This window comes from Dyella sp. SYSU CM1112 (assembly GCF_058216415.1).
The window spans coordinates 201,331-222,221 of sequence record NZ_JBZEGI010000004.1 but is presented as its reverse complement, the minus strand read 5'-3'; the positions used below and the strand labels follow the sequence as shown (position 1 = coordinate 222,221).

At 57.8% G+C, this 20,891-nt stretch carries 18 protein-coding genes and 1 tRNA gene; 10 read left to right on the top strand and 9 right to left on the bottom strand.

Annotated elements, in window-relative coordinates:
• Window positions 1-3 precede the first annotated feature (3 nt).
• The 6 genes from hsdR to AC4HNJ_RS08310 all read right to left on the bottom strand — a co-directional run bounded on the left by hsdR (window position 4) and on the right by AC4HNJ_RS08310 (window position 12,027).
• Window positions 4-3,357, bottom strand: a complete 3,354-nt coding sequence (hsdR, locus tag AC4HNJ_RS08335; RefSeq protein WP_490479088.1) for a type I restriction-modification system endonuclease — start codon at window positions 3,355-3,357, stop codon at window positions 4-6.
• Between the two features lie 416 nt (window positions 3,358-3,773).
• Window positions 3,774-6,971, bottom strand: a complete 3,198-nt coding sequence (locus AC4HNJ_RS08330; RefSeq protein ID WP_490479087.1) for a helicase-related protein — start codon at window positions 6,969-6,971, stop codon at window positions 3,774-3,776.
• Window positions 6,965-8,761, bottom strand: a complete 1,797-nt coding sequence (locus AC4HNJ_RS08325; RefSeq protein ID WP_490479086.1) for a phospholipase D family protein — start codon at window positions 8,759-8,761, stop codon at window positions 6,965-6,967. The genes AC4HNJ_RS08330 and AC4HNJ_RS08325 overlap by 7 nt, the downstream gene beginning before the upstream one ends.
• Window positions 8,758-9,957, bottom strand: coding sequence for a DUF6361 family protein (locus tag AC4HNJ_RS08320; protein ID WP_490479085.1), 1,200 nt, complete (start codon window positions 9,955-9,957; stop codon window positions 8,758-8,760). The genes AC4HNJ_RS08325 and AC4HNJ_RS08320 overlap by 4 nt, the downstream gene beginning before the upstream one ends.
• Before the next feature lie 336 nt (window positions 9,958-10,293).
• Window positions 10,294-11,484 carry a hypothetical protein gene (locus tag AC4HNJ_RS08315; protein ID WP_490479084.1) on the bottom strand — a complete coding sequence of 397 codons (1,191 nt, stop codon included), beginning with the start codon at window positions 11,482-11,484 and terminating at the stop codon, window positions 10,294-10,296.
• 222 nt (window positions 11,485-11,706) lie between these two features.
• Window positions 11,707-12,027: a hypothetical protein gene (locus tag AC4HNJ_RS08310; protein WP_490479083.1), complete on the bottom strand. Its 321-nt coding sequence runs from the start codon at window positions 12,025-12,027 to the stop codon at window positions 11,707-11,709.
• A 110-nt stretch (window positions 12,028-12,137) separates the two neighbouring features.
• Here AC4HNJ_RS08310 and AC4HNJ_RS08305 point away from each other — a divergent pair, with 110 nt between their 5' ends.
• A complete protein-coding gene (locus AC4HNJ_RS08305; RefSeq protein WP_490479082.1) occupies window positions 12,138-12,386 on the top strand; it encodes a helix-turn-helix domain-containing protein in 249 nt (82 codons plus the stop codon).
• A 97-nt stretch (window positions 12,387-12,483) separates the two neighbouring features.
• On the opposite strand, the gene AC4HNJ_RS08300 is transcribed toward AC4HNJ_RS08305, so the two are convergent.
• On the bottom strand, window positions 12,484-13,446 hold the full coding sequence (locus tag AC4HNJ_RS08300; protein WP_490479081.1) for a DUF932 domain-containing protein: 963 nt from the start codon (window positions 13,444-13,446) through the stop codon (window positions 12,484-12,486).
• 122 nt (window positions 13,447-13,568) lie between these two features.
• Between AC4HNJ_RS08300 and AC4HNJ_RS08295 the strand changes: the two genes are divergently transcribed.
• Window positions 13,569-13,838, top strand: coding sequence for a hypothetical protein (locus tag AC4HNJ_RS08295; protein WP_490479080.1), 270 nt, complete (start codon window positions 13,569-13,571; stop codon window positions 13,836-13,838).
• Window positions 13,839-14,167: 329 nt separating this feature from the next.
• Here the strand turns inward: AC4HNJ_RS08295 and AC4HNJ_RS08290 are convergent, their stop codons facing one another.
• Window positions 14,168-15,412: a tyrosine-type recombinase/integrase gene (locus AC4HNJ_RS08290; RefSeq protein WP_490479079.1), complete on the bottom strand. Its 1,245-nt coding sequence runs from the start codon at window positions 15,410-15,412 to the stop codon at window positions 14,168-14,170.
• Between the two features lie 163 nt (window positions 15,413-15,575).
• Window positions 15,576-15,652, bottom strand: a tRNA-Met gene (locus AC4HNJ_RS08285).
• Between the two features lie 169 nt (window positions 15,653-15,821).
• On the opposite strand from AC4HNJ_RS08285, the gene AC4HNJ_RS08280 reads away from it, so the two are divergent.
• The 8 genes from AC4HNJ_RS08280 to AC4HNJ_RS08245 all read left to right on the top strand — a co-directional run bounded on the left by AC4HNJ_RS08280 (window position 15,822) and on the right by AC4HNJ_RS08245 (window position 20,883).
• Window positions 15,822-16,364 carry an RNA pyrophosphohydrolase gene (locus AC4HNJ_RS08280; protein WP_490479078.1) on the top strand — a complete coding sequence of 181 codons (543 nt, stop codon included), beginning with the start codon at window positions 15,822-15,824 and terminating at the stop codon, window positions 16,362-16,364.
• 64 nt (window positions 16,365-16,428) lie between these two features.
• Complete coding sequence (locus AC4HNJ_RS08275; protein WP_490479077.1) at window positions 16,429-16,629, top strand: (2Fe-2S)-binding protein; 201 nt, start codon at window positions 16,429-16,431, stop codon at window positions 16,627-16,629.
• A gap of 131 nt (window positions 16,630-16,760) precedes the next feature.
• Window positions 16,761-17,231, top strand: a complete 471-nt coding sequence (gene bfr, locus AC4HNJ_RS08270; protein WP_490479076.1) for a bacterioferritin — start codon at window positions 16,761-16,763, stop codon at window positions 17,229-17,231.
• A gap of 119 nt (window positions 17,232-17,350) precedes the next feature.
• Entirely contained in the window at window positions 17,351-18,112 is a 762-nt protein-coding gene (locus AC4HNJ_RS08265) for a DUF6776 family protein (RefSeq protein WP_490479075.1), read from the top strand.
• On the top strand, window positions 18,099-18,521 hold the full coding sequence (locus tag AC4HNJ_RS08260) for a bactofilin family protein (protein WP_490479074.1): 423 nt from the start codon (window positions 18,099-18,101) through the stop codon (window positions 18,519-18,521). The genes AC4HNJ_RS08265 and AC4HNJ_RS08260 overlap by 14 nt, the downstream gene beginning before the upstream one ends.
• 81 nt (window positions 18,522-18,602) lie before the next feature.
• A complete protein-coding gene (gene erpA, locus AC4HNJ_RS08255) occupies window positions 18,603-18,971 on the top strand; it encodes an iron-sulfur cluster insertion protein ErpA (RefSeq protein WP_490479199.1) in 369 nt (122 codons plus the stop codon).
• Between the two features lie 16 nt (window positions 18,972-18,987).
• Window positions 18,988-19,941 carry an NAD(+) diphosphatase gene (nudC, locus tag AC4HNJ_RS08250; RefSeq protein ID WP_490479073.1) on the top strand — a complete coding sequence of 318 codons (954 nt, stop codon included), beginning with the start codon at window positions 18,988-18,990 and terminating at the stop codon, window positions 19,939-19,941.
• Between the two features lie 72 nt (window positions 19,942-20,013).
• The gene (locus AC4HNJ_RS08245) at window positions 20,014-20,883 is read left to right on the top strand and encodes a beta-lactamase induction protein (RefSeq protein ID WP_490479072.1); all 870 of its coding nucleotides are present in this window, start codon (window positions 20,014-20,016) and stop codon (window positions 20,881-20,883) included.
• Window positions 20,884-20,891: the final 8 nt, after the last annotated feature.

Genomic DNA, 20,891 nt, shown 5'->3' with positions numbered 1-20,891 from the left:
TTTTTACTGATTTGTAGCGGATTGCCAAATGGCTTCGTTCATGTCGGCCAGCACGTCCGTGAGCTGCTTGTCGAAAATCTGGTTGAGGCGCTTGAATCCCCCCTGCTGGCCAAATGGCCCTTCGTTGATCAGAGCTTCGTCCAGCACAATGTTCGCTTTGATCTGCTTGGCCAGTCGCTTGAGCCAGTCTTGCTGGACTGGCGTCAACTTACGCTGCTGGCTTATGCGCTGGACGGCGGCATCCACACGTTGATCGAATGACACCAACGGGTCGCCCAGCGCAACCTGGCGGACAAATCCAAGCACGCGAGCAGCGATCTCATGATTGGACTTTTGCGCCCAGGCGTGGGTCAAGGATTTCTCGTCAAATCCGGCACTTTCCAGCGCGACAACTAGATCCATTAGGTTGCGGCGGGTCAATTCGCGCGGACGCTGGACCACGGCCAAGAGCGCCGGTAGGGTGTTACCCTTTTCCTTCACGAAATTTGCAAAGCGTTCTAGGTAGTCGTCTGGCCGTCCGTAGGCCGGTGTTACGTCGACCAGCTTGTCATGGTGAGATGACACTACCAATGGATCGGCAGGTAGGTCGTGCTTGCGATCCAGCAACTCGCCCAATCCGACCTGGTTGGACCACCATTCGGCCAGTCCCTTGATGTCTGTCGTCTTGAGGAAATCGGCGAAGTCCAGCGGGTCACAGCCTGCCTGCTTCAAGGCATTTGCTTGGGGTTCGGTCAGATGATTCTTCTTCCGCTGCCACTTGCCGAGCAACTGCTCGCGAGCCTGCTTGGCGATAGCTTGGTCCGGGTGTTCGATTATTTCCCTCGCCAGTTGGGCGAAGCCGATGTTCGGGTTCTGCACCACCGGTTTCATGGTGTTGACCGCCTCCAGACTGGCATATAAGTCCACGGCATCGAAAATACGAAAGACCTCCTTGCCGATCTCGTCGCAGCGGCGTGTGGCGCGACCGAGCATCTGCTCATACAGGATGCGGCTGTTGACCCGACGCAGGAACACTAGGTTGCTAATCGCCGGCACATCGATGCCAGTGCTCAACAAATCCACGGTAACGGCAATGACTGGATTGGCCTCATTGCGGTAGCGACGAATCAACTGCAATGGCTTGTCTGCATAGCCGGTGATCTTGAGGATGGCGTCGTCGTCAATCTCGATGCCCTTGGTATGGAACGCGTCCTTCAGCACCCGCACTACCATGTCGGCGTGAACGTCGGTGGCGCAGAAGATCAGCGTCTTGTCCGGGCCGGCAGGATTGAGATAGTCGGCTAGCGCCCCGCAAACCACGCGGTTGAATGGCTCTGTGATGACTTTTCGGTTGAATTCGCCGATGTCGAAGTCCAACTCGTCCGGCGTCTGGAACAAATCGAGCTTCTGGGACTGAGCGTTGTAAACCGCTACTTCCTCGCCGACCTTATAGTGGATGCCACCCTCGCTCAGTTCTGTACGGATGCGCTGTGCCGGGTCGTGGTCGATCAGGTTTCCATCCAGCACTGCTTCGCGGTAGGAATAGATGAACACTGGCGAGCCGAAGATCTCGGTCGTGTGCAGTGCTGGCGTGGCAGTCAGGCCGATCTTCACTGCATCAAAGTGATCGAGCACGCGACGGTATTTGGAGATGTAGTCGGTCTGATCGCGGAATTGAGTCTCGATCTCGCTCATTTCCCGGTCCAGCAAGTAGCCGCGGTGGCATTCATCGACCACAATACAGTCGTACGCATCAACCGGCAGGCCGCCGTCCTCGGCGTAAAGAACGCGCCTGACAAGCCCTTGTACCGTGGTGATATGCACCTTGGTATCGACTTCTGGCTGCTGCTGGTCGATCTCTTTGATGCCAAAAACGTCGGCGAACCGTTGCAGCGACTCCATCTGAGTTTCCTTGAACGCATTGGCCGCCTGTTCGCCCAGCGCTGTGCGGTCTACCAGAAATAGGATGCGACGGAAACGCTGTGCTTTGAGCAAACGGTAAATCAAGGCGATACAGGTCTTGGTCTTGCCGGTGCCCGTAGCCATCGCCAGCAATACATTCTCCTTGCCGCCCTTGATCGCATCTTCGGTAGCAAGGATGGCTCTGCGCTGGTAATCGCGCAGCGGGAAGCCGAACTGGAATCCGATGTTCTCTAGCTTTTTCTCTGCTCCATCGATGTCCTGCTTCAGCAGCTCACGGATGCCTTGCGGGGTGTACCAGCCGTCCAGAGCCTTTCGGTGATTGGTCGGGCGCCGCAAATCGCAGAACCAGATACCGCTCACCTCCTTGAACTGCTGCTGGAACGGACGACCATTGGTCGCGAATACGAGAGGCACGCGGAACTGCCCCCATGAAGCCTGCATCGGCGTGCCGGATTCGTGCAGTGCATCCTTAGCGTAGCGACGGGCTTGATCGATGGCGGACACGACGTTTTTGCTATTGCGCTTCGCTTCTACCACGGCCACGCATTCGGTGCCCAAGAAAAACGCGTAATCAGCCGGGCCACTGGCCGTCGGCCATTCAGCAATGGCCAAATGTCGGCCGGACAATGGCCGGGTACCGACGCTATAACGCAACTGCGAGGTGTCCGCTTCCCAGCCGGCGTCCCGCAATTGCTGATCGATCAGTTCGCGAGTTGCCTTTTCGTCCAGTTGAATTTGGCTGGCGGCATGGTCTGCCTGCTTCTGCAGTAGCAGTAGTTGTTCCTTTGGCTGTGCGGCCGCTTTGGCCTGGAGCTCTGTCAGTTGGTTACCGGATGCGGCCTGCAATTTGGTGAGCTTGGCCTCAAGCGCCTCCACGGTATGGCTACCGTCCACTGCCAAGGTCTCCCAAAGCTTGGCTTCGTCCCTGGCTTGCGCGACTTGTTGTTCTGCAGACTGCGCACGTTCGGCCTCGGCCCAGAATTTCTGGCGCAACTCAACCAGTTCGGCTTTGAGCGCGGCAGACTCGTCCGCTGGCGGCTCCGGGGGCATAAATGCCCCGCCCTTGAAGTCGGCACTACCGAAGGTACGGTGAAACCAAAATCCGAGCTGGGTGGCGATCTTCAGACTCTGTAATGCCGCCCGATGATCTCCGACGAATTGGTGGCTAGCCTCATTACCGGCCTTCCGCAACCAGTGGAGCAAATCAGCCACGTCCCGCGGCAGCCAGCCCACCCCCTTCAGGCGAGACAGCAGCGCAGACTGGCTCTCCTCGCCCGGCGTATACATGCCAGCCCGTGCCGCTACTTGCCGGGCCATAAGTTCGCCGAATTGGCGCAATTTGAGCTGGGTTGTATTGGGATCGTCGGCGAAATAGCGCTCCGCACCTGCGCCCAGCAACCCCAAATCGGCCTGTAGACGAGCCAGGTGCGTAAAATTCGAACGGCGTTGGGACATCGCCGACCCTCCCTCGAGGCACCTTACTGCGCCAACCGATATTTTGACGTAGGAGTGCCAAGTATTCCTACTCCGCGCCGCCGCCGCCCGAACCAAAGTACCCATCGTATAGCGAGCGAAGTAAAACACCCACCAATGACCCGCAGCCAAGCTTCCCTGGTTGCTCTGGAAGACAAGCCCTCGTAACGACTTCTTCATATTGGCAGCGAGCGGAGCTTTGACGCCCATCGGTGCCGGGTGCTTTGCTCCCCCTGATTCAAAACCCGAAACTAGTTACCGACTCGACACTCTCTTGGTTTAGCGCTAGGACTGGCTTACGAAAGTCGGCGAGATCTTTGTTCTATAGCCGTTAGCACCGCATCGCACTTGGATCTCAGTGCGAGGTGCACGGCACATATCCTGCGTATACGAACGTCTTATAAGTGAGGTGGTTCTAAATCGATTCTCCATTGCTCCATGAGTTTTGATGCGTGACTGTGATCAGGGAAATTGCGAAGCAGATGCTCTATGAGGTCATCCTGGCGAGGTTGCCCGAATACCATTCGATAAAGTGCCAAGCTCGACTTCATCTGCCGAAGGCGAGAAGCATCCTTACTCATGGGTAGATCGAACACCCTGCGTTCAACCTTAGCTCCCCCTGGGATCTCGCAAATCCAATAAGGAATGAGATCGGAGGCGCCTCTCACGCGCCGTCGCCGAGCCGATTCGAACATCTGCATCCATGGATCGGTTGCTTCGACGGTAAGCTCTCGATGACCGATCTTCGCCACGTTCCTGCGCACGGCATGACCTTTGTATCGGTTAACGCGTCCTTCGCGCTGCTCCAGATCCACCGGGTTGTTCGGTATATTCCAATGAACGACGGCATGGCACCAGGAATGGAAATCCAGGCCTTCCTGTCCCACGGAAGTGGAGGCGAGCACGAAGGGCCGGAAAGGCGAATTGAATGCTGCGCGAACGATTTCTTTTCGGGCCACCGCGCCGTCTTCTTCCTTCGCGTTGCCGTAGCGCAACGCATAGCGGCAGCGTAGAGAAAGCGGCTGTGGATTCATCTGAAACTGCCCTTCCGAGATAGAGGGGTAGTCCGGGTGCAGTTGACTAGTGCGAATGCTCGCGGCGTTGAAGATGGATGCAGCGACCTCTTCTGCGACCTTATTTGAATCGGTCTCGCTGCTGGTCTTGTCCTCGTTTTCAAGATGGACGTATTCGTCCAGTAGCGATTGCAGGTTGCCTTCCGCACTGTAGTGCAAGACTCGTTGCCAATAGGCGTCGTCATCGTCATCCTGTTGCAACGTAGCGATCGCTTCAGGGGCATTGAATTGCCGGCGCAAGCCATCGGCAATGCGGACAGCGGCCGATCGACAGGCATTGAGCGACGCCCTGGTCGGCCCGACAATGCGTCGCAAGGAACGATAGGCACAGACGGCGGGGCCAGCCAACGCTATGTCAGCGAGTACGTCGACCAAATCCTCGGGGACGCGGCCCAGCTTGAGGTCCGCGTTGTCCCATGCCGTAAGCCATTGTTTGACGTGTCGCTGAAATCCACTCCTGGACTCAACGTCATCGTCCAGCTCGGCGCCGTCCTCGCTAGGAAGGATGTTCCAATGCGCCTGGCACCACTCACGCATACCTGGATGGAATTGGCGCTCCATCAACACCAAGGCAATCCAATACCAACGTCGATCGTGCGGCGCGAACTTATCGAGCGCAGGCAGCGATACGGACTGGAGTGCTTTGGCGACGCGGTCGCGAACTAGTGCGCGAACATTAGCCAGCGAGGCGCTCCCGTGGGACTCGACGAACACGCCAAAGGGTTCCACCAGATTGGCGAGTACTTCGGACGGGTACATCAGCGTGAGCGCATTCATGCCGGGGAAGCTTCCGTCCGACTTTCCCGGGAAGCGCAGGCGTGGTTTGAGCCGCTTGGTCAATTGTTCGTAGCGAGGACGGCGTGCCAACCCGGCGACGGACTTCAATTCCACATGGTAGGAAAGCAGGCTCGCGATGGCATCGGGAACAACATTCCAGCTTGAAAACACTAAGGTCTTGGTAAATCCGTCAGCATCCTTGTAAGCGCCTTCGCCAGCCCAATAGGGCAAGGACGGCGGAACCCATAAGAGCCGCCATGACTGATTGCGGTCGATATCGCTAACAAGGGTCCTGAGGCGTGCATTGGCCGCATCAAGCGGTTGGTACCTTCCAATATCGTTTCTCTGGAGCAAACGGTAGCCGCCACAGGTTTCAAACACATGGGCGGCCGTCGTGTTGTATTTTCTGTCCACCAGCCTATGTTTGAGTTCATAGGTACCCTCTTTCATGAAGTTCAGCAGGTACGGGCTCGATCGCCAGTATTCGAGCGGATGGGGGGCGTCGATTGCTTTGCTCATCTGATCAATACAGCGGAAATCCAGGATGTCTTCCGCTGTGACGGGCACGGTCTCTCGCCGCTCCTGGACCATAGCGTCAAGGCTCATCGTGGTACCGACGCGTTCCGTTCGGCACATCACGCGTTTCAGTATGCCCTCGATCCGTGACTTGGCTTGAACTGGGCGCTCCAGAGCAGCATCGAGATTGGTAACGTCCATCAACGCATTGCGGAAGTCGCGGAGCTCGGCCTTAAGCGTATCGACCTTCGATGTATCGTCGAGAAGAAACCGCGCGGTCTTGAGAAAGTCCTGGTGATGGTTTTCCTCTTCGTGGTGAGCTGCGTACATCTTGTAGGGCGTCGCCGACAGCAACAGCACACGAAGGTCGTTGGAGTGGTTGAATAGCTGGTGAGCCAATTCCGCGGAGGGATTGCTGTTCGGATCATCGGGATCCGCCAGAAGATCGCGGAAGCGCTGGAATTCATCCAGAATCACGAGTTCAGGATTGAGAGCGGCGAGGCAGCATCGTGCCAAAATGGCTCGCAACTTGCCCGTGAGTTCTAGCGCTTCTTGTTTCTGTGCCGGCGTGGCTGTCCGTCCTGACATACCGTCAGCCAAGACGCGCAACTTTTCGGTAATCACGTCTTTGGCGAGCACTTTCCTGAAATCTTCAGCGATGGACGTATCAAAGACCTGGCTTTCATTGAGCCTCTTTCGCCAATTCGAAGTTTGAAGATTCCCCTTGAGTAGGCGCGCAAGTCCCCTCTTATTGATCTCAAGACGTCCTTTGAGCATCTGATAGATCAGTCGACGCTCCTCCATGCGCCCGGTGCGGCGACCATGATCAAAGGTCGTCCCAGGGGTGAAACTGATGAAATTGATATCACGCTCGCGTAGCTCTCTCACCTTGAGCGGTAGCAATGTGAGGCGTGTCGCTTCGACGAACGCGTGCTTCCCGATCACATTGAGCCGCGCGATGTTTTGCGTGGCGATGTCAGCATTCGAACAGATATAGATGATGTCGACACGGCCGGTCTTACCCAGCACATGTTCCAGGGTCTTGGCGATGACACCGCGCGCCACCAGGGTCTTGCCGAGCCCCACCTCGTCCGCGACCAAAAAGCGGCGCGAAGGTTGTGGATCCAGGAACATACTTTGGAATGCGTAGTCGACCGTGCGCTTTTGGAAGTCCTTGAGTCGATTCAGGACCGGTGCTGCGCTGAATCGTGACTTTGTCGCACTCACCATGTTGCCTCCAACTTCATGGCTTCCTCAAAAACGGTCCACATCGACAAGAATTCCTCGGGAATCAACGTTTCGCCCGATTCCGACATCGCCTGCCGAAGTTTTTCAACCACGCCAGCCACATGGATGAGTTTTGTGCGGTCTCGCGAAAATGCCCGAACTAAGGATTCAAAAATGGGCGGCATCTCGCCTTCAAATGTCTCGCCGAATTCTGTCCAGATCCCCGTGTTTTCCTGATGGTTCTTGAACGAGCTATCTTCAGCTTCACCCAGTAGCAACGCGAGGTAGCGCAGAAAGGCGGCACGATTGCGTAGGACGTGGGCCAGGATATTTTCCTCGCGCTCGGCCGGTGGGTTGGCCAGCGGTAATTCCATGCCGAAGCTCAATTCATCTTTCGCCATTCGAATATGGAAGCCGACGAGCGACGTCACTTCATGCGCGGGGAAGATACCTAATACGCATTCGGCGATGTCTTCGAGCGTCTTCTGATTTTCCGGCCGAACTGTTAACGGCCATGCCCTCACCTCGGCCTTGAGATCGGCGAGCACCTGAACACCGCGCAGGACTAGGCGATAACTCCCGCCTTCTGCGTGCTCACATGTCAACGTGAGGTTGGCGGCCATGATGGCGCGACGAACTTCGTCCAGTGCCGCCTCCGCGGCTCGTTGTTCCTTCAGGCACTCAACATTACCCGGTTGGTACGTCGTCAACACTGGACCGATGCCTTTTTCCGACACCCAATCGACCGGTGTGCCGACTTTGCCGTGATGTCCCGTGAGTTCGGCCATGATCTCAACATTGCGACCGCTCATCGCGGCGGTGGTGCAGTTGACGGAGCCAACGAAGACGCGAGTCCACGCGCCACGCCTCAATACGAACGCCTTGGCATGCAAACCACGAAGTGCGCTGCCAGACTCGTCCTCTTCACTGCCTATGTCAGCCTCGTTGCTGAGGACCTGTATGGACTGGAATCGAGCACGGGTCGCATCATCGAGCAGCGCCAATTCCTCGGTGCGAGAGACCAGCGATGGGGCGGATCGCACGCGGTCGGCCACCGCGCATAACGCCTGATCTGTGACGAACGGAGACACCACAACCGCGTCTTCAGCGTCGGGGACTTGCCATGGGCGTGGCCTGTCACCCATGCCAATGACATGAAAGGCGATCTCCTGAAAGCCTTCGGGAAGATCCCATTGGCAGCGACGCACATCTTCGGCCAGGGATTCAATCTCAGTACACCTATCAGCGGGCAGGGCCTTACGAGAGAGTCCGGGCAGGCGGTGCACGAAATCAGCGATTTCGCGGTTCATCGCATGGATGCCGCCTTCGCGCACGCCTTCCAGGCACAAGTTCAAGTCCCACGAACAGTCGTCGGTCACGTTGCGGGAGAGGACCAGCAGGCGGATGAACGGCTTCTGCCGATCACCATCGCGCAGGAAACGCAATACCCACACTTTCGGATGGAACGCGCCGCCATGGGGCGCCGTGACCTCGTGAATCATAGCCTCGGCAAGCCCCATCATGCTGTTCGTCATGCGCGGAGTTTGGAGGCGTCCACGATCGACGAAGACGCTCAGGTGTTTGGCTACACGACGCAGTCCTTCTAGCAACCGGATGGGATCGTGCCGCACAGTGTCGTCGTCGCTGGCCGCAAGCCAGGCCAGATGGATCGGCAGCACCAGCAACGTTCCTATATCAAGTGAGTAGGTGGTAGCGATGCCCGTGTCAAATTCGTAACCCGTCGGCGGCGTGATGGCCTCAACTAGGGTACTTCGTGCCGACGGGTGGATCATGCTGCCTCCAAGCCTGTCGCAAGGTCAATCAGGAAGCGGCTGGTGATATTCCAACGATAGCTAAGCGCGACCAAACCGGATCGCCCGCCCCACTTGCTAATGTTGTCGTGGCGAAAGCGAGATCGTTCCCGCTTAATCGTTTGTTCTCGACGCTCGATAAGGCTTCGTGCTGCTGTGGAGTCGGTCACTTTGCCACGGGTTTCGGTGACAATGTGCAGCCACTCGCTGACGAAACGTTGGGTACTCGGTGCAATGGCATGCCCGTTTTCTTGCACGTGCTGCCAGAAGTCAGTGATGTTCCAGTCATGCAGTCTGACCTGAAGGGCGCCATGCGTCCAATCGCGTAGTTCGTCTTGGTATTCAGCGATGGAGTCTTTACGTCCCGCAAACTCGCTGAGTAGGTAGTTGTAGAGGAGCGCCGCCCCTTCCACCAATTTGGAAAAACGCCGTCCATGATCGACGAGCGCGCGCATTGCCGGTGGGAACTCATGCTGGCGGGGATGAAGCCATGGCATGTCGGCCCGGACATCCTGGCGCAGGGACGAAGGATCGAACGCCAACCATGTCAACAATGAATGCGGATGGTGACGCTTCCACTGTTCGCGAATGAACATGGCTTCGTCGCGACAAAGTCGCAAAGAGCCGCTTTCGAGCGCGTCTTCGGCAACGATTTCACGCAACGACGGATGCCACGTGTAGCCCTGTTCGGGGTCCAGCCAATCACCGTCATCTTTCTTGCGCTTCCGCGCTCGAGCGGTGTAAATGAAATCGATGTGACGAAAGTACTCCTGCTGGGTACCTCGCCACGTACGAATACCCCAGCTGCCAAGGCCGGCCCAGTAGACGGAACTGGCTAGACGCTGCAGTTGATGGCCAGCGGATTTGCCAAAGGCATGGTCTTCCTTGACCAGGCTATCATTCAACGCGAGTTCCCGCTCTCGTGCGACTTTCTTGAATTTTGCGGCAGGTATCCGGTCTCTCTCCATGCGCATGAACAATTGAGGTAGAAGCAACATGTAGCGTAGGCGCGTCTGGATGACGGAGGTGCCCGGGAAAAGCCGATCGGCGATCGCGTCGCGAATGGAGCCTATACCCAACTCGTCGCGAGTATCGCTCTGAGTGAAGGCATGGAGCAGTTGGTAGCTACGCTCACGCGCGGCATTGTCATGATCGATCCACGTTAAGCTGGACGGCACAGATCCCCCTTACAAGAAATGATGGTACGGCACGCACGCGGATCCGATCGCGATAGCACAACCTCTACTCAGCCTTTTGGTGGCGAACATAACAAGCGAGCATGTTTCATGCCACGCAAGACCAGGCTGAGACCGATCGCAAAAAAATTTCTCCATCGCACAAAGGAAGGCATCGCAGCGCCTGGGCTGTGATCGCCTATCTTTAATTTGCTTCCGTCACACCAAATCGAGAACAAGGTCGCGGGATTTACGCTCTTAGATCTGGCGGAGATTAGCCCATCTGCCTATGGATGGCCGACGCCCCAAGCGGGCCACCTTTGGGCGGCCCGTTTCTTATTACTGACCCAGTGCTTTGCAAGTCGAAGCCCATTCCTTCATCTGGTCGATACTGACCGTCTCGTCCGTGTCCTGGGCTTGAGCGGCCTTGACATACGCATCGTCCAGCTTCTTGATGCACGGGGTCATGGCGGGCCAATCATCATCACTGCCCGTAGGAAGCCCCGTGTCCTGCTGGACAGCCTGCTGCATCGCCTGTTGGCTTGAGGCTTGCACCGCTTGTACCGATTGTTGCACTTGGGCGTTCGGCAGTACCCGGCCAAATTGGTCGACAGTGGCGCCGCGGGTTTCCTTTGCCACCACTTCCGGAGGAGCCTTTCCAACGAGATGACCATTCTTGTTGTAGCAGACCTCGTTCAGGCAAACGAGCTTGTTATCCTGAAGCTCGTCCGGAGGACCGATGCCCGTGTCATGAATGGTGTACGGATCCACTTTCAAAGCGATTTGGACATCCGCCGGATCGACAGGGTATACCGCCGCTCTGGCTTCGGAGCTGTCTTCCAGTTCGAGATAACCGAGCGAATCGATGCGCTGCATGTGCACTGATTGGGAAATCCCCTTCTGAAGGTATGCGTGTATCGCAGCATTGAGCGGTTGCTGGCCTGGGAAAAACTGCGCCAGCTTGTTGCCGTAGGTCGTGTCCGGAATCGGTGATGCCGACTTGGTCGCTTCCGGCGGCGGCGGAACCGCCTTACCCGTCAGCTGCGAATAGGCTTCATCGAAGTTCTTCGCCGTGTCATGGAACGCCAACCAGATGGTGTAATTGACCGATTGACCCGGAGCGATGTCGACTGACTTACCACCCTTCTGATTGATGATGGCCGCCACCGCTGTCAGCGCCGGCTTGTCATCACGCCCATAGGTCCATTGGTAGACGTCACCAGCCGACTCCACATCCAAGCCGCTGTTTTTTACGAACAGTGAATCATCGACGCCCTTGTAGTCGCACCGGTAAGTAACGATGGTTTCGCCCTGATTGTCCTTATCCGTCGTCCACTTGATGTGGTTACAAACCTTCCGGTTGTCTAGCGCTTGATCCACCGTCAGGTTTTGGGGAAGGTCTATGCTATTGACGAGATTGAAAGGCAGTCCTTTCACTTCAGAGATCTGCTTGCTGTCACCGCAGCCAGCGAGAGTAAGCGTGGCCGCGATGGTTACGAACGCTAATAGCGCATAGTTGATACGTTTCACGATGACACCTCTGTCAGTGGGTGATGGAGATACGAAGGTCGGGTTTGAACGCGTGGGTTCGTGCTTGCGCAAGCGGACGGGACACGGCCCATAGCAAGTCGCACCGACTTCGAATGAAGAGTGCTGGGCGCGAATGCCTGGGAAACACACGTTCGGGCATGACTGCGCGACAGGCCTGTCAGCATCGTCGTGACGGCGTTGACAGGCCCTCCTGATGCCGCGTCAGGAGAGCGGGACAGTTACTTGGACAAGCTGCTGCTTGGCTCGCTTGTAGCCAATGCAGTAGATCATCAGGCGGACAAACACCAGGAAGCCGACGAACATCTGGTCGGCGGCGTTGAACAACATCATGATCACAAACATCACGATGACCTGGATCCAGAAGCGCCGCAGTGGGTTTTGGGTATTCCGCCAGCCCTGTAACCAGTTGGCGTGCAGGTTTCGCGCATGCGGCTGCGGGAACTTGTCACCCCACACCTTCATGACCAGCATGGTTACATTGAAGGTCGTCAGCAAAATCAGAATCAGCGTTACGGCGTCCATGTTGTTCCCCTGTTGTGAATGAATACCTGTGCTAAGTCGGCATCTGACGCCGCCCATTTTGTAGAATATATCCCGTGGATTAACAATCCCACAATCGGCAACTTGCCGGTATGGCTAGGGATTTCAACCACGTGCGTCACCAGTTGGCGCTCAATATCCGCATGCTGAGAGCCGACAAGCAGCTCTCACAGGAGCAGTTAGCCCTTGACGCTGACGTGGATCGGACTTACGTCAGCCAAATAGAACGAGAGATCGGCAACCCTTCGCTGCTCGTGCTTTGCAAGCTCGGACTGGTGCTGGACAAAGATGTTGCGGATTTGCTGGAAGGCCAGGTATCGCCCCCGCGCCGCCGCAAGTAGTCACTGGCAGCATCTTCCTCAGGCGCCACACCGAGACTGAAACGGACACTGTGCAAATGAGCGCGCGAGCCTTGCGGCTCGCACGCCTAGCCAGTCGCTATGCAATCAGCTTGAACGCTTCGCAGCATGCCCGCTGTTTGAGCAGGGCACCTTGCCCGAACCATGCCGCATCCCGCCGATGATCATGGCTGCGGGAACGACGATGGTGATCCACGTACTCTGTCACGCTGTTGAGTAATCCCCATGCCGTGCCTTTGGCCGATGACAGGCCCGAGCCTTTGCCTTGGCCGGCATAGAGGGCAAGCACTTTCTGAGCCGCCTGCTCGTTGAAAGCAGGTTCTTTCGCCGCCGTATCCAAATGGCCGTAGACAAATACCTTGGTCAGAAAGGTCTCGACGGCTTTCTCCGCCATCCGGCAATTCGCCAGTTCCTTGATGTGATCGGCAAACGAGGACCACGGCGTGACCGCGATGCCCAGCTGTTGCTTGACGGCCTGCGCATCAAATTCGCTGCGATGTGGGACTTTGACCGCGCCGATACCGTCGCGCAGGGCAACGGCCAGAGTGTTGTTGCAAACCACTCGGACCGAGGTGAATTGAGCCGTGGTCGCCAGCGTTCCATCACACGCCGTGGCTAGCAGCAGGTAACCGTTGATCGTATCTCCGCCTTTCAGGGTCACGCTCTGGCCGGTGCGTGCCAACGCCCAGAGCTTTCGACCATCCTTGAGAACGCCTGCCGTTTCCATCTCGTAGCCACCGATCTCGGTCAGGTCGCGGTAGAACTCCAGGACCTCTGCGGGTTGCACAACCTTAAAGCGCCGGGATACCACCGACAGCGGAGCCTTGGTGTCCGAGCGGTAAAGCACTTTCTGCTCGGGGTACTTGTGCAGGGAACCGGGGAATGGATGACCGGCGATGTAACGAACGTCGCAGGCTTCGATCCGCCAGTCCATACCGGCTTGTTGAGCCCAGACTTCCAGCGGCTGATCGGGGACAAGCCGTGTACCCAGACCATGCCAGGGCTGCTCCCCGACATAGGCCATCGATTGAACCAGATGCATGAGTGACTCCTTAATAGAAGGCGCATAAGCGCCCAGGGCCCGGATGACCGGGCCCTGGGCGATATGCTGCGTTGGGAAGAAAAAGCGAGAACGTTGAGAAATTACGACCTGTCGCTGAAGGCGTGGCCACAGTCGCGGCACTGACGGTTATGCAGGATGTTCCGGTCGATGCCATCACCCAGACGCGATCCGGCAGCACATCCGGTAGCGCCACCTACAATGCCATCAACAATCACTCCAGCCGCCGCACCGAGCAATGCCCCGATGGGACCGCCAAGAAGGCCGATCTCCGCTCCGGCCAAAGCCGCAGCGACACCGCCAGTCGTTCCTACGATGGCTCCGACAGCACCGCCAAAGCGCCTCGCCAGATGGCGCGACTCAACACTCGATGATCGACACCTGGGGCAACATGGTTTGAGTTCCATGAGCTCAACACCGCATTCGTCATCCAGCAGTACTTCATGCATCGGTGTCCTCCTTCAAGCGCCTGGCCACATATAGGCGCAGGCCCCATGACCACAGGACGCCAGCCAAGAAGATGACTGCAAAGACGACGAGGCATTCGAGCAGCGACGGATAGGGGCAACCACCCCATGCATTGTTGAACATCACCAAGACTCCATAAGGAAGTTACCCCCGCATGGAAAACATGCGGAAGGAGCAGAGAACACCCTCTGCTCATCCGGGTGATGTGGATTTGAAAAGCGGTGGAATCGAGCAACTAAGCTGACTGTCGCTCAAATTGGAGAACCCTAGCGCCAACACGAAGATCATCCAGATAGTCTGCCCATGCCTGCATGATCTTCCGCCGCTCTGGAAGGTGTTGAGCTTTGTTATATACACCTACAACGCCAGCCTCCTTGTGAGACAACTGACGCTCCAACGCTTCAGGGTTCCAACCGAGTTCACCGAGTAGTGTGCGCGCCATATGGCGAAAGCCGTGACCCGTGATAACGCCTTTGTAGCCAAGGCGAGCCAAAGCCGCGTTTATCGCACCATCTGACATGTGGCGTTTCGGATCTCTCGCTCCTGGGAACAGATAACGGCCGCGCCCAGTCACCTTCTGTAGGTCGCGCAATATCTCCAGCGCTTGGCGGCTCAATGGCACGACATGTGGTGGTGTAGCGGGATTTTCTTTGGCAGCTTTCTTCAACTTCCTGTTCACCGGCGGCACCGTGTAAGTGGGGTGCTCTCCGTCCAGATCGAAATGTACCCACTCCGCCATGCGTATCTCACCAGGCCTGCAGAACCACAGGGGCGCAAGCTTCAAGGCACATTGGACCGAAAACGTACCGGTGAAGCCGTCAATCGCACGCATCAGCTCACCCACCCGTTCCGGATCGGTGATCGTCGGATGATTCTTCGGGTTACGGGCAGGCAAAGTGTCGCGTAGATCAGCTGCAGGATCCCGATTGGCGCGTTCGGTGGCGACAGCAAACCGGAACACCCGGCTAAGCTGGTGTCGCAGGCGATGGGCCTGTTCGATATGGCCCTGCTTGACCAGATGCATAAACAGCGGACGGACTTCTGCCACCCCGATGCTTGCGATGGGCAGGGCGCCAATCCTTGGGAAGGCGTGGTTCTCTAGCCTTCCACGCTCCTTGTCATATTGGCCGACTGTCCATTCAGGTTTCTTTACTGCCAGCCACTCGCGGGCCACGACTTCGAAGCTGTTGGCCGCGCGTTCCATGCCGGCAGCCTTTTCAGCCTTGCGCTGCAGACCAGGATCAACACCCTGTGCCAGCAGCTTGCGTGCGGCGTCTCGCCTCTCACGTGCATCGGTCAGTCCGGTGTCCGGATAGGTTCCCAAGGACAGGCGCTTCTCCTTGCCCCCAAACCGGTATTTCAGGCGCCACCACTTGCCCCCGGAAGGAGCAATTTCGAGGTACAGCCCCCCGCCGTCAAACAAGCGCTGAGGCTTGTCGGCGGGTTTTGCCTTGCGTATAGCGGTATCGGAAAGTGCCATGGGGGCAACTCTCTGGAGGCAACAGCACCTGCCCCCAATACTGCCCCCGGTTGCCCCCGGATTTCAATGGACAGGGCTGGACAGGACTGGACGCCACGATGGCCGGAAACCCTTGATACATCTGGGTTTCCAGGACGCCATTGGACAGATACGGATGCTTATATGGTGGCTATGGGTGGACTCGAACCACCGACCCCAGCATTATGAGTGCTGTGCTCTAACCGGCTGAGCTACATAGCCAAAGGGTGCGCGGTCCACGAAGTGGATCGGACTGATTCAGGCGGGGCGCGGCAGTGTAATCGGGCTAGCCCCGCGGTTCAAGTAGTTGGCTTGCTCCCGCTTCGCAGGCTGTGGTTGAATCGATCTCGGGTCATACGTGCTCAAAGCGCAGGAAACCCGAGGAGGCTGGATGATTGACATTGATGGCTACCGTCCGAATGTGGGCATCGTGCTGCTGAATGCAGACGGCCGGCTGTTCTGGGCGCGCCGCGTCCATCGTGACGGCTGGCAGTTTCCGCAAGGTGGCATGCACAGCGACGAAACGCCGCTGGAGGCCATGTACCGGGAGCTTTTCGAGGAAACCGGCCTGCTGCCTCAACATGTCGAGGTGCTTGCCAGCACTCGCGGCTGGCTGCGCTACAAGCTGCCCAGCCGTTATATCCGCCATCATCAGCACCCCACCTGCATCGGCCAGAAGCAAGTCTGGTTCTTGCTCAAGCTGATGAGCGGCGATGACTCCCTGCGCCTGGACGCCTCGGAAAAGCCGGAATTTGACCTTTGGCGCTGGGTGGATTTCTGGTACCCGGCTATCCATGTGGTCAATTTCAAGCGCGACGTCTATCACCGTGCGCTGCGCCACTTCGCCCCCTTGGTCGAAAGCATGCTGCGCATTGAACTTGGCCCGCAGCCGCAATTGCACATTCGTCCCGGGCGCGGCAGGCGAGCTGCCTGAACGGCCGGGTCGGCTCTTTACGACTCCAGTTGACAATCATTCGCATTCGCATTGTAATGCGGGCATGTACATTTGCCTGTGCAATGCTGTTACCGATCACGACATCCGCCGCGCAGCCGCCGATGGAGTACGAAGCTTTGCGGAGCTTCAGGCTCGCACCGGCTGCTCCGATTGCTGTGGCTGTTGCGAGAACGAAGCTCGCACCACGCTCGATAAGGCGATAACGCAGGTTTCGCTCGACCTGCCCATCCTGGTCGCCGCCTGATTTTCTTTTGCTGTATCGCGCGCTATCGCGTTTTGGCGATGAGCAGGATTGCGCTCAAATAGCGTTTACGGCGCCATGCTGCCAATCAGAGCACGTATAGTGCCGCTTTCAGCCACATGCGGAGAATGGCCATGAAAGGCGATGGCAAGGTCATCGAGTTTCTCAACAAGGTGCTCTACAACGAACTGACCGCAATCAACCAGTATTTCTTGCACTACCGCATGTTCAAGAACTGGGGTTACGAGGAACTGGCCGAGCACGAGTACAAGGAATCGATTGACGAGATGAAGCATGCCGATCGTCTCATCGAACGGATTCTGTTTTTGGAAGGCCTTCCGAATTTGCAACATCTCGGCAAATTGCGCATCGGTGAAAACACGCTGGAGTGCATTCAAGGCGATCTTGATCTGGAACTGGCTGCCACGCAGGACCTACGTGCCGCCATCGCGCACAGCGAAGGCATCGGCGACTACGTGAGTCGAGATCTGTTCAAGCACATTCTTCACGATGAAGAAGAACACATCGATTGGCTGGAAACGCAGCTCAGCTTGGTCAAGGACATCGGCGCCGAGCGTTACCTGCAATCGAAAATGGAAAGTTAAAGTTAAAAACACACGCTTCGCACCGCGCCGAAGCGATGAGCGGCACAAAGCGGCCGACTATTCCTTGACGGTTTCATCACGGACGGGCTATACCCCATCTTTTCCCGCAAGGGTTGCGCATGGTTTCCCGCCCGCCTCCGCGCTATGTCGTACGTCCGCACGACGCTGCCAGCCAGCGTCGCCGGATGGTGTGGCTGGGTCTTGCGTGGCTAGGTAGCTTGTTGCTGGTGGCCGCTGTCGTGGCGTTGGCCGCGGGCACATGGAAGGACGTGGCACCGCGCATCTCGGAGCGGCACGCCTTGCGTGCACTAACCACTGAAAACGAATCGCTCAAGCAACAGGTCGCCAACCTGCAACGCTCGCAACAGGTAGGCGACATCGCCACTCAGGCTCTGCGCAAAACTATTTCGCAGCGTGACGAACAGATCAACGGTCTACGCGCCGATCTCGGTTTTTATTCACGTCTTGTCGGCGGAAGCGCACAGCGCGAAGGCTTGAAGGTGCAAGAGGTTTCATTGCAGTCAGTGCCTCATTCACCGGCCTGGAATATCACGATCAGCCTCACGCAAAACATCAAGCGCGATGACGACACCAGCGGCACCGCCATCGTCACGGTCGAAGGTCTGCGCGACAATAAAGTTGTGCAGCTCGATTGGTCCACGCTCGGCGATACCGCCGAGAAAGACGGACTTCCCTTCAAGTTCCGCTATTTCCAGCAGTTGCATACCACCATCGCGCTACCGCCCGACTTCCGGCCCACTCGGCTGCAAGTCACCGCGCGACCCGATAGCGGCGATCCGGTCAACCGGACTGTCGCATGGAACGATGCCTTATCTAGCCCAATCACCATCACTCAGGGGGATGCCGATGCTCAACCGTAAACGCAACGAACAAGTGGATCGCCACGCTGAGACCAGCCTGATTTCGCGCGGCACAATCATCCGCGGCGACGTCCGCTTTACCGGCACCCTGCATCTGGACGGGCGCATCGAGGGTGTCGTGATGGGTGAAGGCCCGCATGCCGTATTTACGTTGAGCGAACACGGCCATGTCCAGGGCGAAGTGCGTGTACCCCACGCGATGATCAATGGACAAGTCACAGGCGATATCTACGCTAGTGAGCGGCTGGAATTGGCCGCGCAAGCCCGGATCAGCGGCGATGTCCGATATACCTCGCTGGAAATGGCCGCAGGCGCACAGGTAAACGGTCGCATGACACACGTAGGCGATGAGCACGTCCAACGTGAGCTGCCAGCGCCGGAGGTGCGCTCCGAACCGGCGACTGCCTGAACTGTAGCGTCATCGTCACCCGGCTAGCGGATGTGAGCTGATATGCTTGAGTCCGCAGTTCCCCAGCCCCATATCCGCGCCATGGAAACCATCGTAGCCATCCCCGATTACCGCCAAGCCGGCGCCCCGCTCATTTTTACCGAGGCTGCCGCGCGAAAAGTGCATGAACTCATCCAGGAAGAGGGCAATCCTGAACTGAAGTTGCGCGTGTACATCAGTGGCGGCGGATGCTCGGGCTTCCAGTATGGCTTCACGTTCGACGAAACGCGCGCGGAAGACGATTTCGCCCTGGATCGCGAAGGCGTTACGCTGCTGGTGGATCCGCTGTCGCTCCAGTATCTCACCGGCGCGGAGATCGATTACACGGAAAGCCTCAGCGGTTCCCAGTTTGTCATCCGCAATCCGAACGCCAAGACGACTTGCGGTTGCGGCTCCTCCTTCTCGACGTAATCGATCGCCAGTGCGAATGGTATCGACGAAGCTCAATACTTTCGCCGGACTCAGCCTGACACTCGATCGCGTTTCCGAACAACGCGATGCTTTTGAGTGGGTCTCGGCCAAAGCCGGTTCGCCCCATGCCCGCTATCTCGTCCTGGATGCGGCCGGCGAGGCCTTTTTGCATCGAGAGGAAGAAGCGCTGCGTTGGCTAAATGCCATGGAACGCGAGCGCTTGCTGGGACATGCCTCGTGGAGCCTGCTCGGCCTGGCAGATGGGCAACCGCACTTCATGCTGTTGCTCAACGAAAGCGACGACATCGCCTCCCTGGAGGCAGCCTTCGATGCCCGTCGTATGGGGCTGCGTGAAGCTGGCTTGCTGCTTAAAGCCGACGAAGCAGGTTTGTTCGCTTACGCCAAGGGGCTTGCACATTGGCAACGCGAAACCCGTTTCTGTGCACGCTGCGGCTCTCCACTGTTACTGGTTTCCTCCGGCCATCGAGCCCAATGCACCAATCCCGCATGTGGTCGACTGCACTTTCCACGCACAGATGCTGCCATCATCGTCATCGTGGAGCACCAGGGCGCCTGCCTGCTTGGGCGCCAACCCAGTTGGCCGGCTGGCCGCTATTCCACGCTCGCGGGCTTTGTCGAGCCAGGTGAAGCATTGGAAGACGCCGTGCGCCGCGAAGTTGCGGAAGAAGCGGGTGTCATCGTCGGCGATGTGCACTACCACTCCTCGCAACCCTGGCCGATGCCTGCATCATTGATGGTCGGATTCACTGCGACGGCACTCACCTCGGTCATTCGCCTTCGCGATGGCGAACTGGACGACGCGCGCTGGTTCACGCCGCAGCAAATCGTGGACGGTCTTGCAGATGGCAGCCTTGGACTTCCCTCACGCCTTTCCGTGTCTTACCAACTGCTCTCGCATTGGCTTATGACCCGCGCAGGAATGGACCTGGATACCTTGGTAAGCCGTTGACAGCTCGTCGCGAGTCCGTGAACGGGACTCACCGCTCGCATACAATGCGTTCCTCCAATGGAGTCTTTCTTCATGGCTATTCGCTTGCTCGCCGTGCTTATCGCTCTTGGGCTGCTGCATTTGCAGCCGCAGCTTGCACACTGGCGCGGCGACGCCGGCTTCCGTCGCTGGGTGAATCAGCTGGCGGACACCAGCGGAATCGGTCGCGTGCTGCTATCGGTGCTGGTGCCCGTCGCTATATGCAGCTTGGTGATCTGGTTGCTGCACATGCTGCCGCTGGCCGATCTGCTGCGGCTGGCATTCGCACTCGTGGTGCTGCTGTTCTCATTCGGCCCGCATGCCTTTGAGGCCGACCTGGAGGCGATTCTCAAAGCACCGGATCAAGCCCGTCGGGAATCCGCCGCCCAAGCCTTGTCGGATGATGGCGAGTTCATTGCCTGGCACACGGCGGATCTTGGCGAGGCCACCGTATACGCGGCGCTGCGCCGTCGCTTCGGGGTGCTGCTGTGGTTCTTCCTGCTCGGCCCTGCCGGCGCGCTGCTCTATCGACTTGCGCGTCAACTTGGGCATGACCGTTCGTTGGCACTCGATGCCGACGCACGCACCTATGCGCGCTACCTTGCCAATGGCCTGGATTGGCTTCCTGCACAGCTGATGGTGTTCACCCTGGCCCTGGTGGGTCATTGGGACGCCGTGATCGGCGCGTGGCGCCGCTGGCATCAGCAAGCCGCGCCCAACAGCTGGTATCTCTCGGAGCCAGGTTTCCTCGGCGCTGCCGCCCGTGCAGACGTGCTGACCGATATCGAAGGTGGCGATGGTTATGTCGAAGAACGAACCGACACATTGCATGAATTGCGCCGACTGCGCGATGCCCTCCTGCGTGCACTGCTCGCGTGGCTGAGTGTGATCGCGCTTATCGTGATGGGCAGCTGGCTGCATTAAACCTGCCG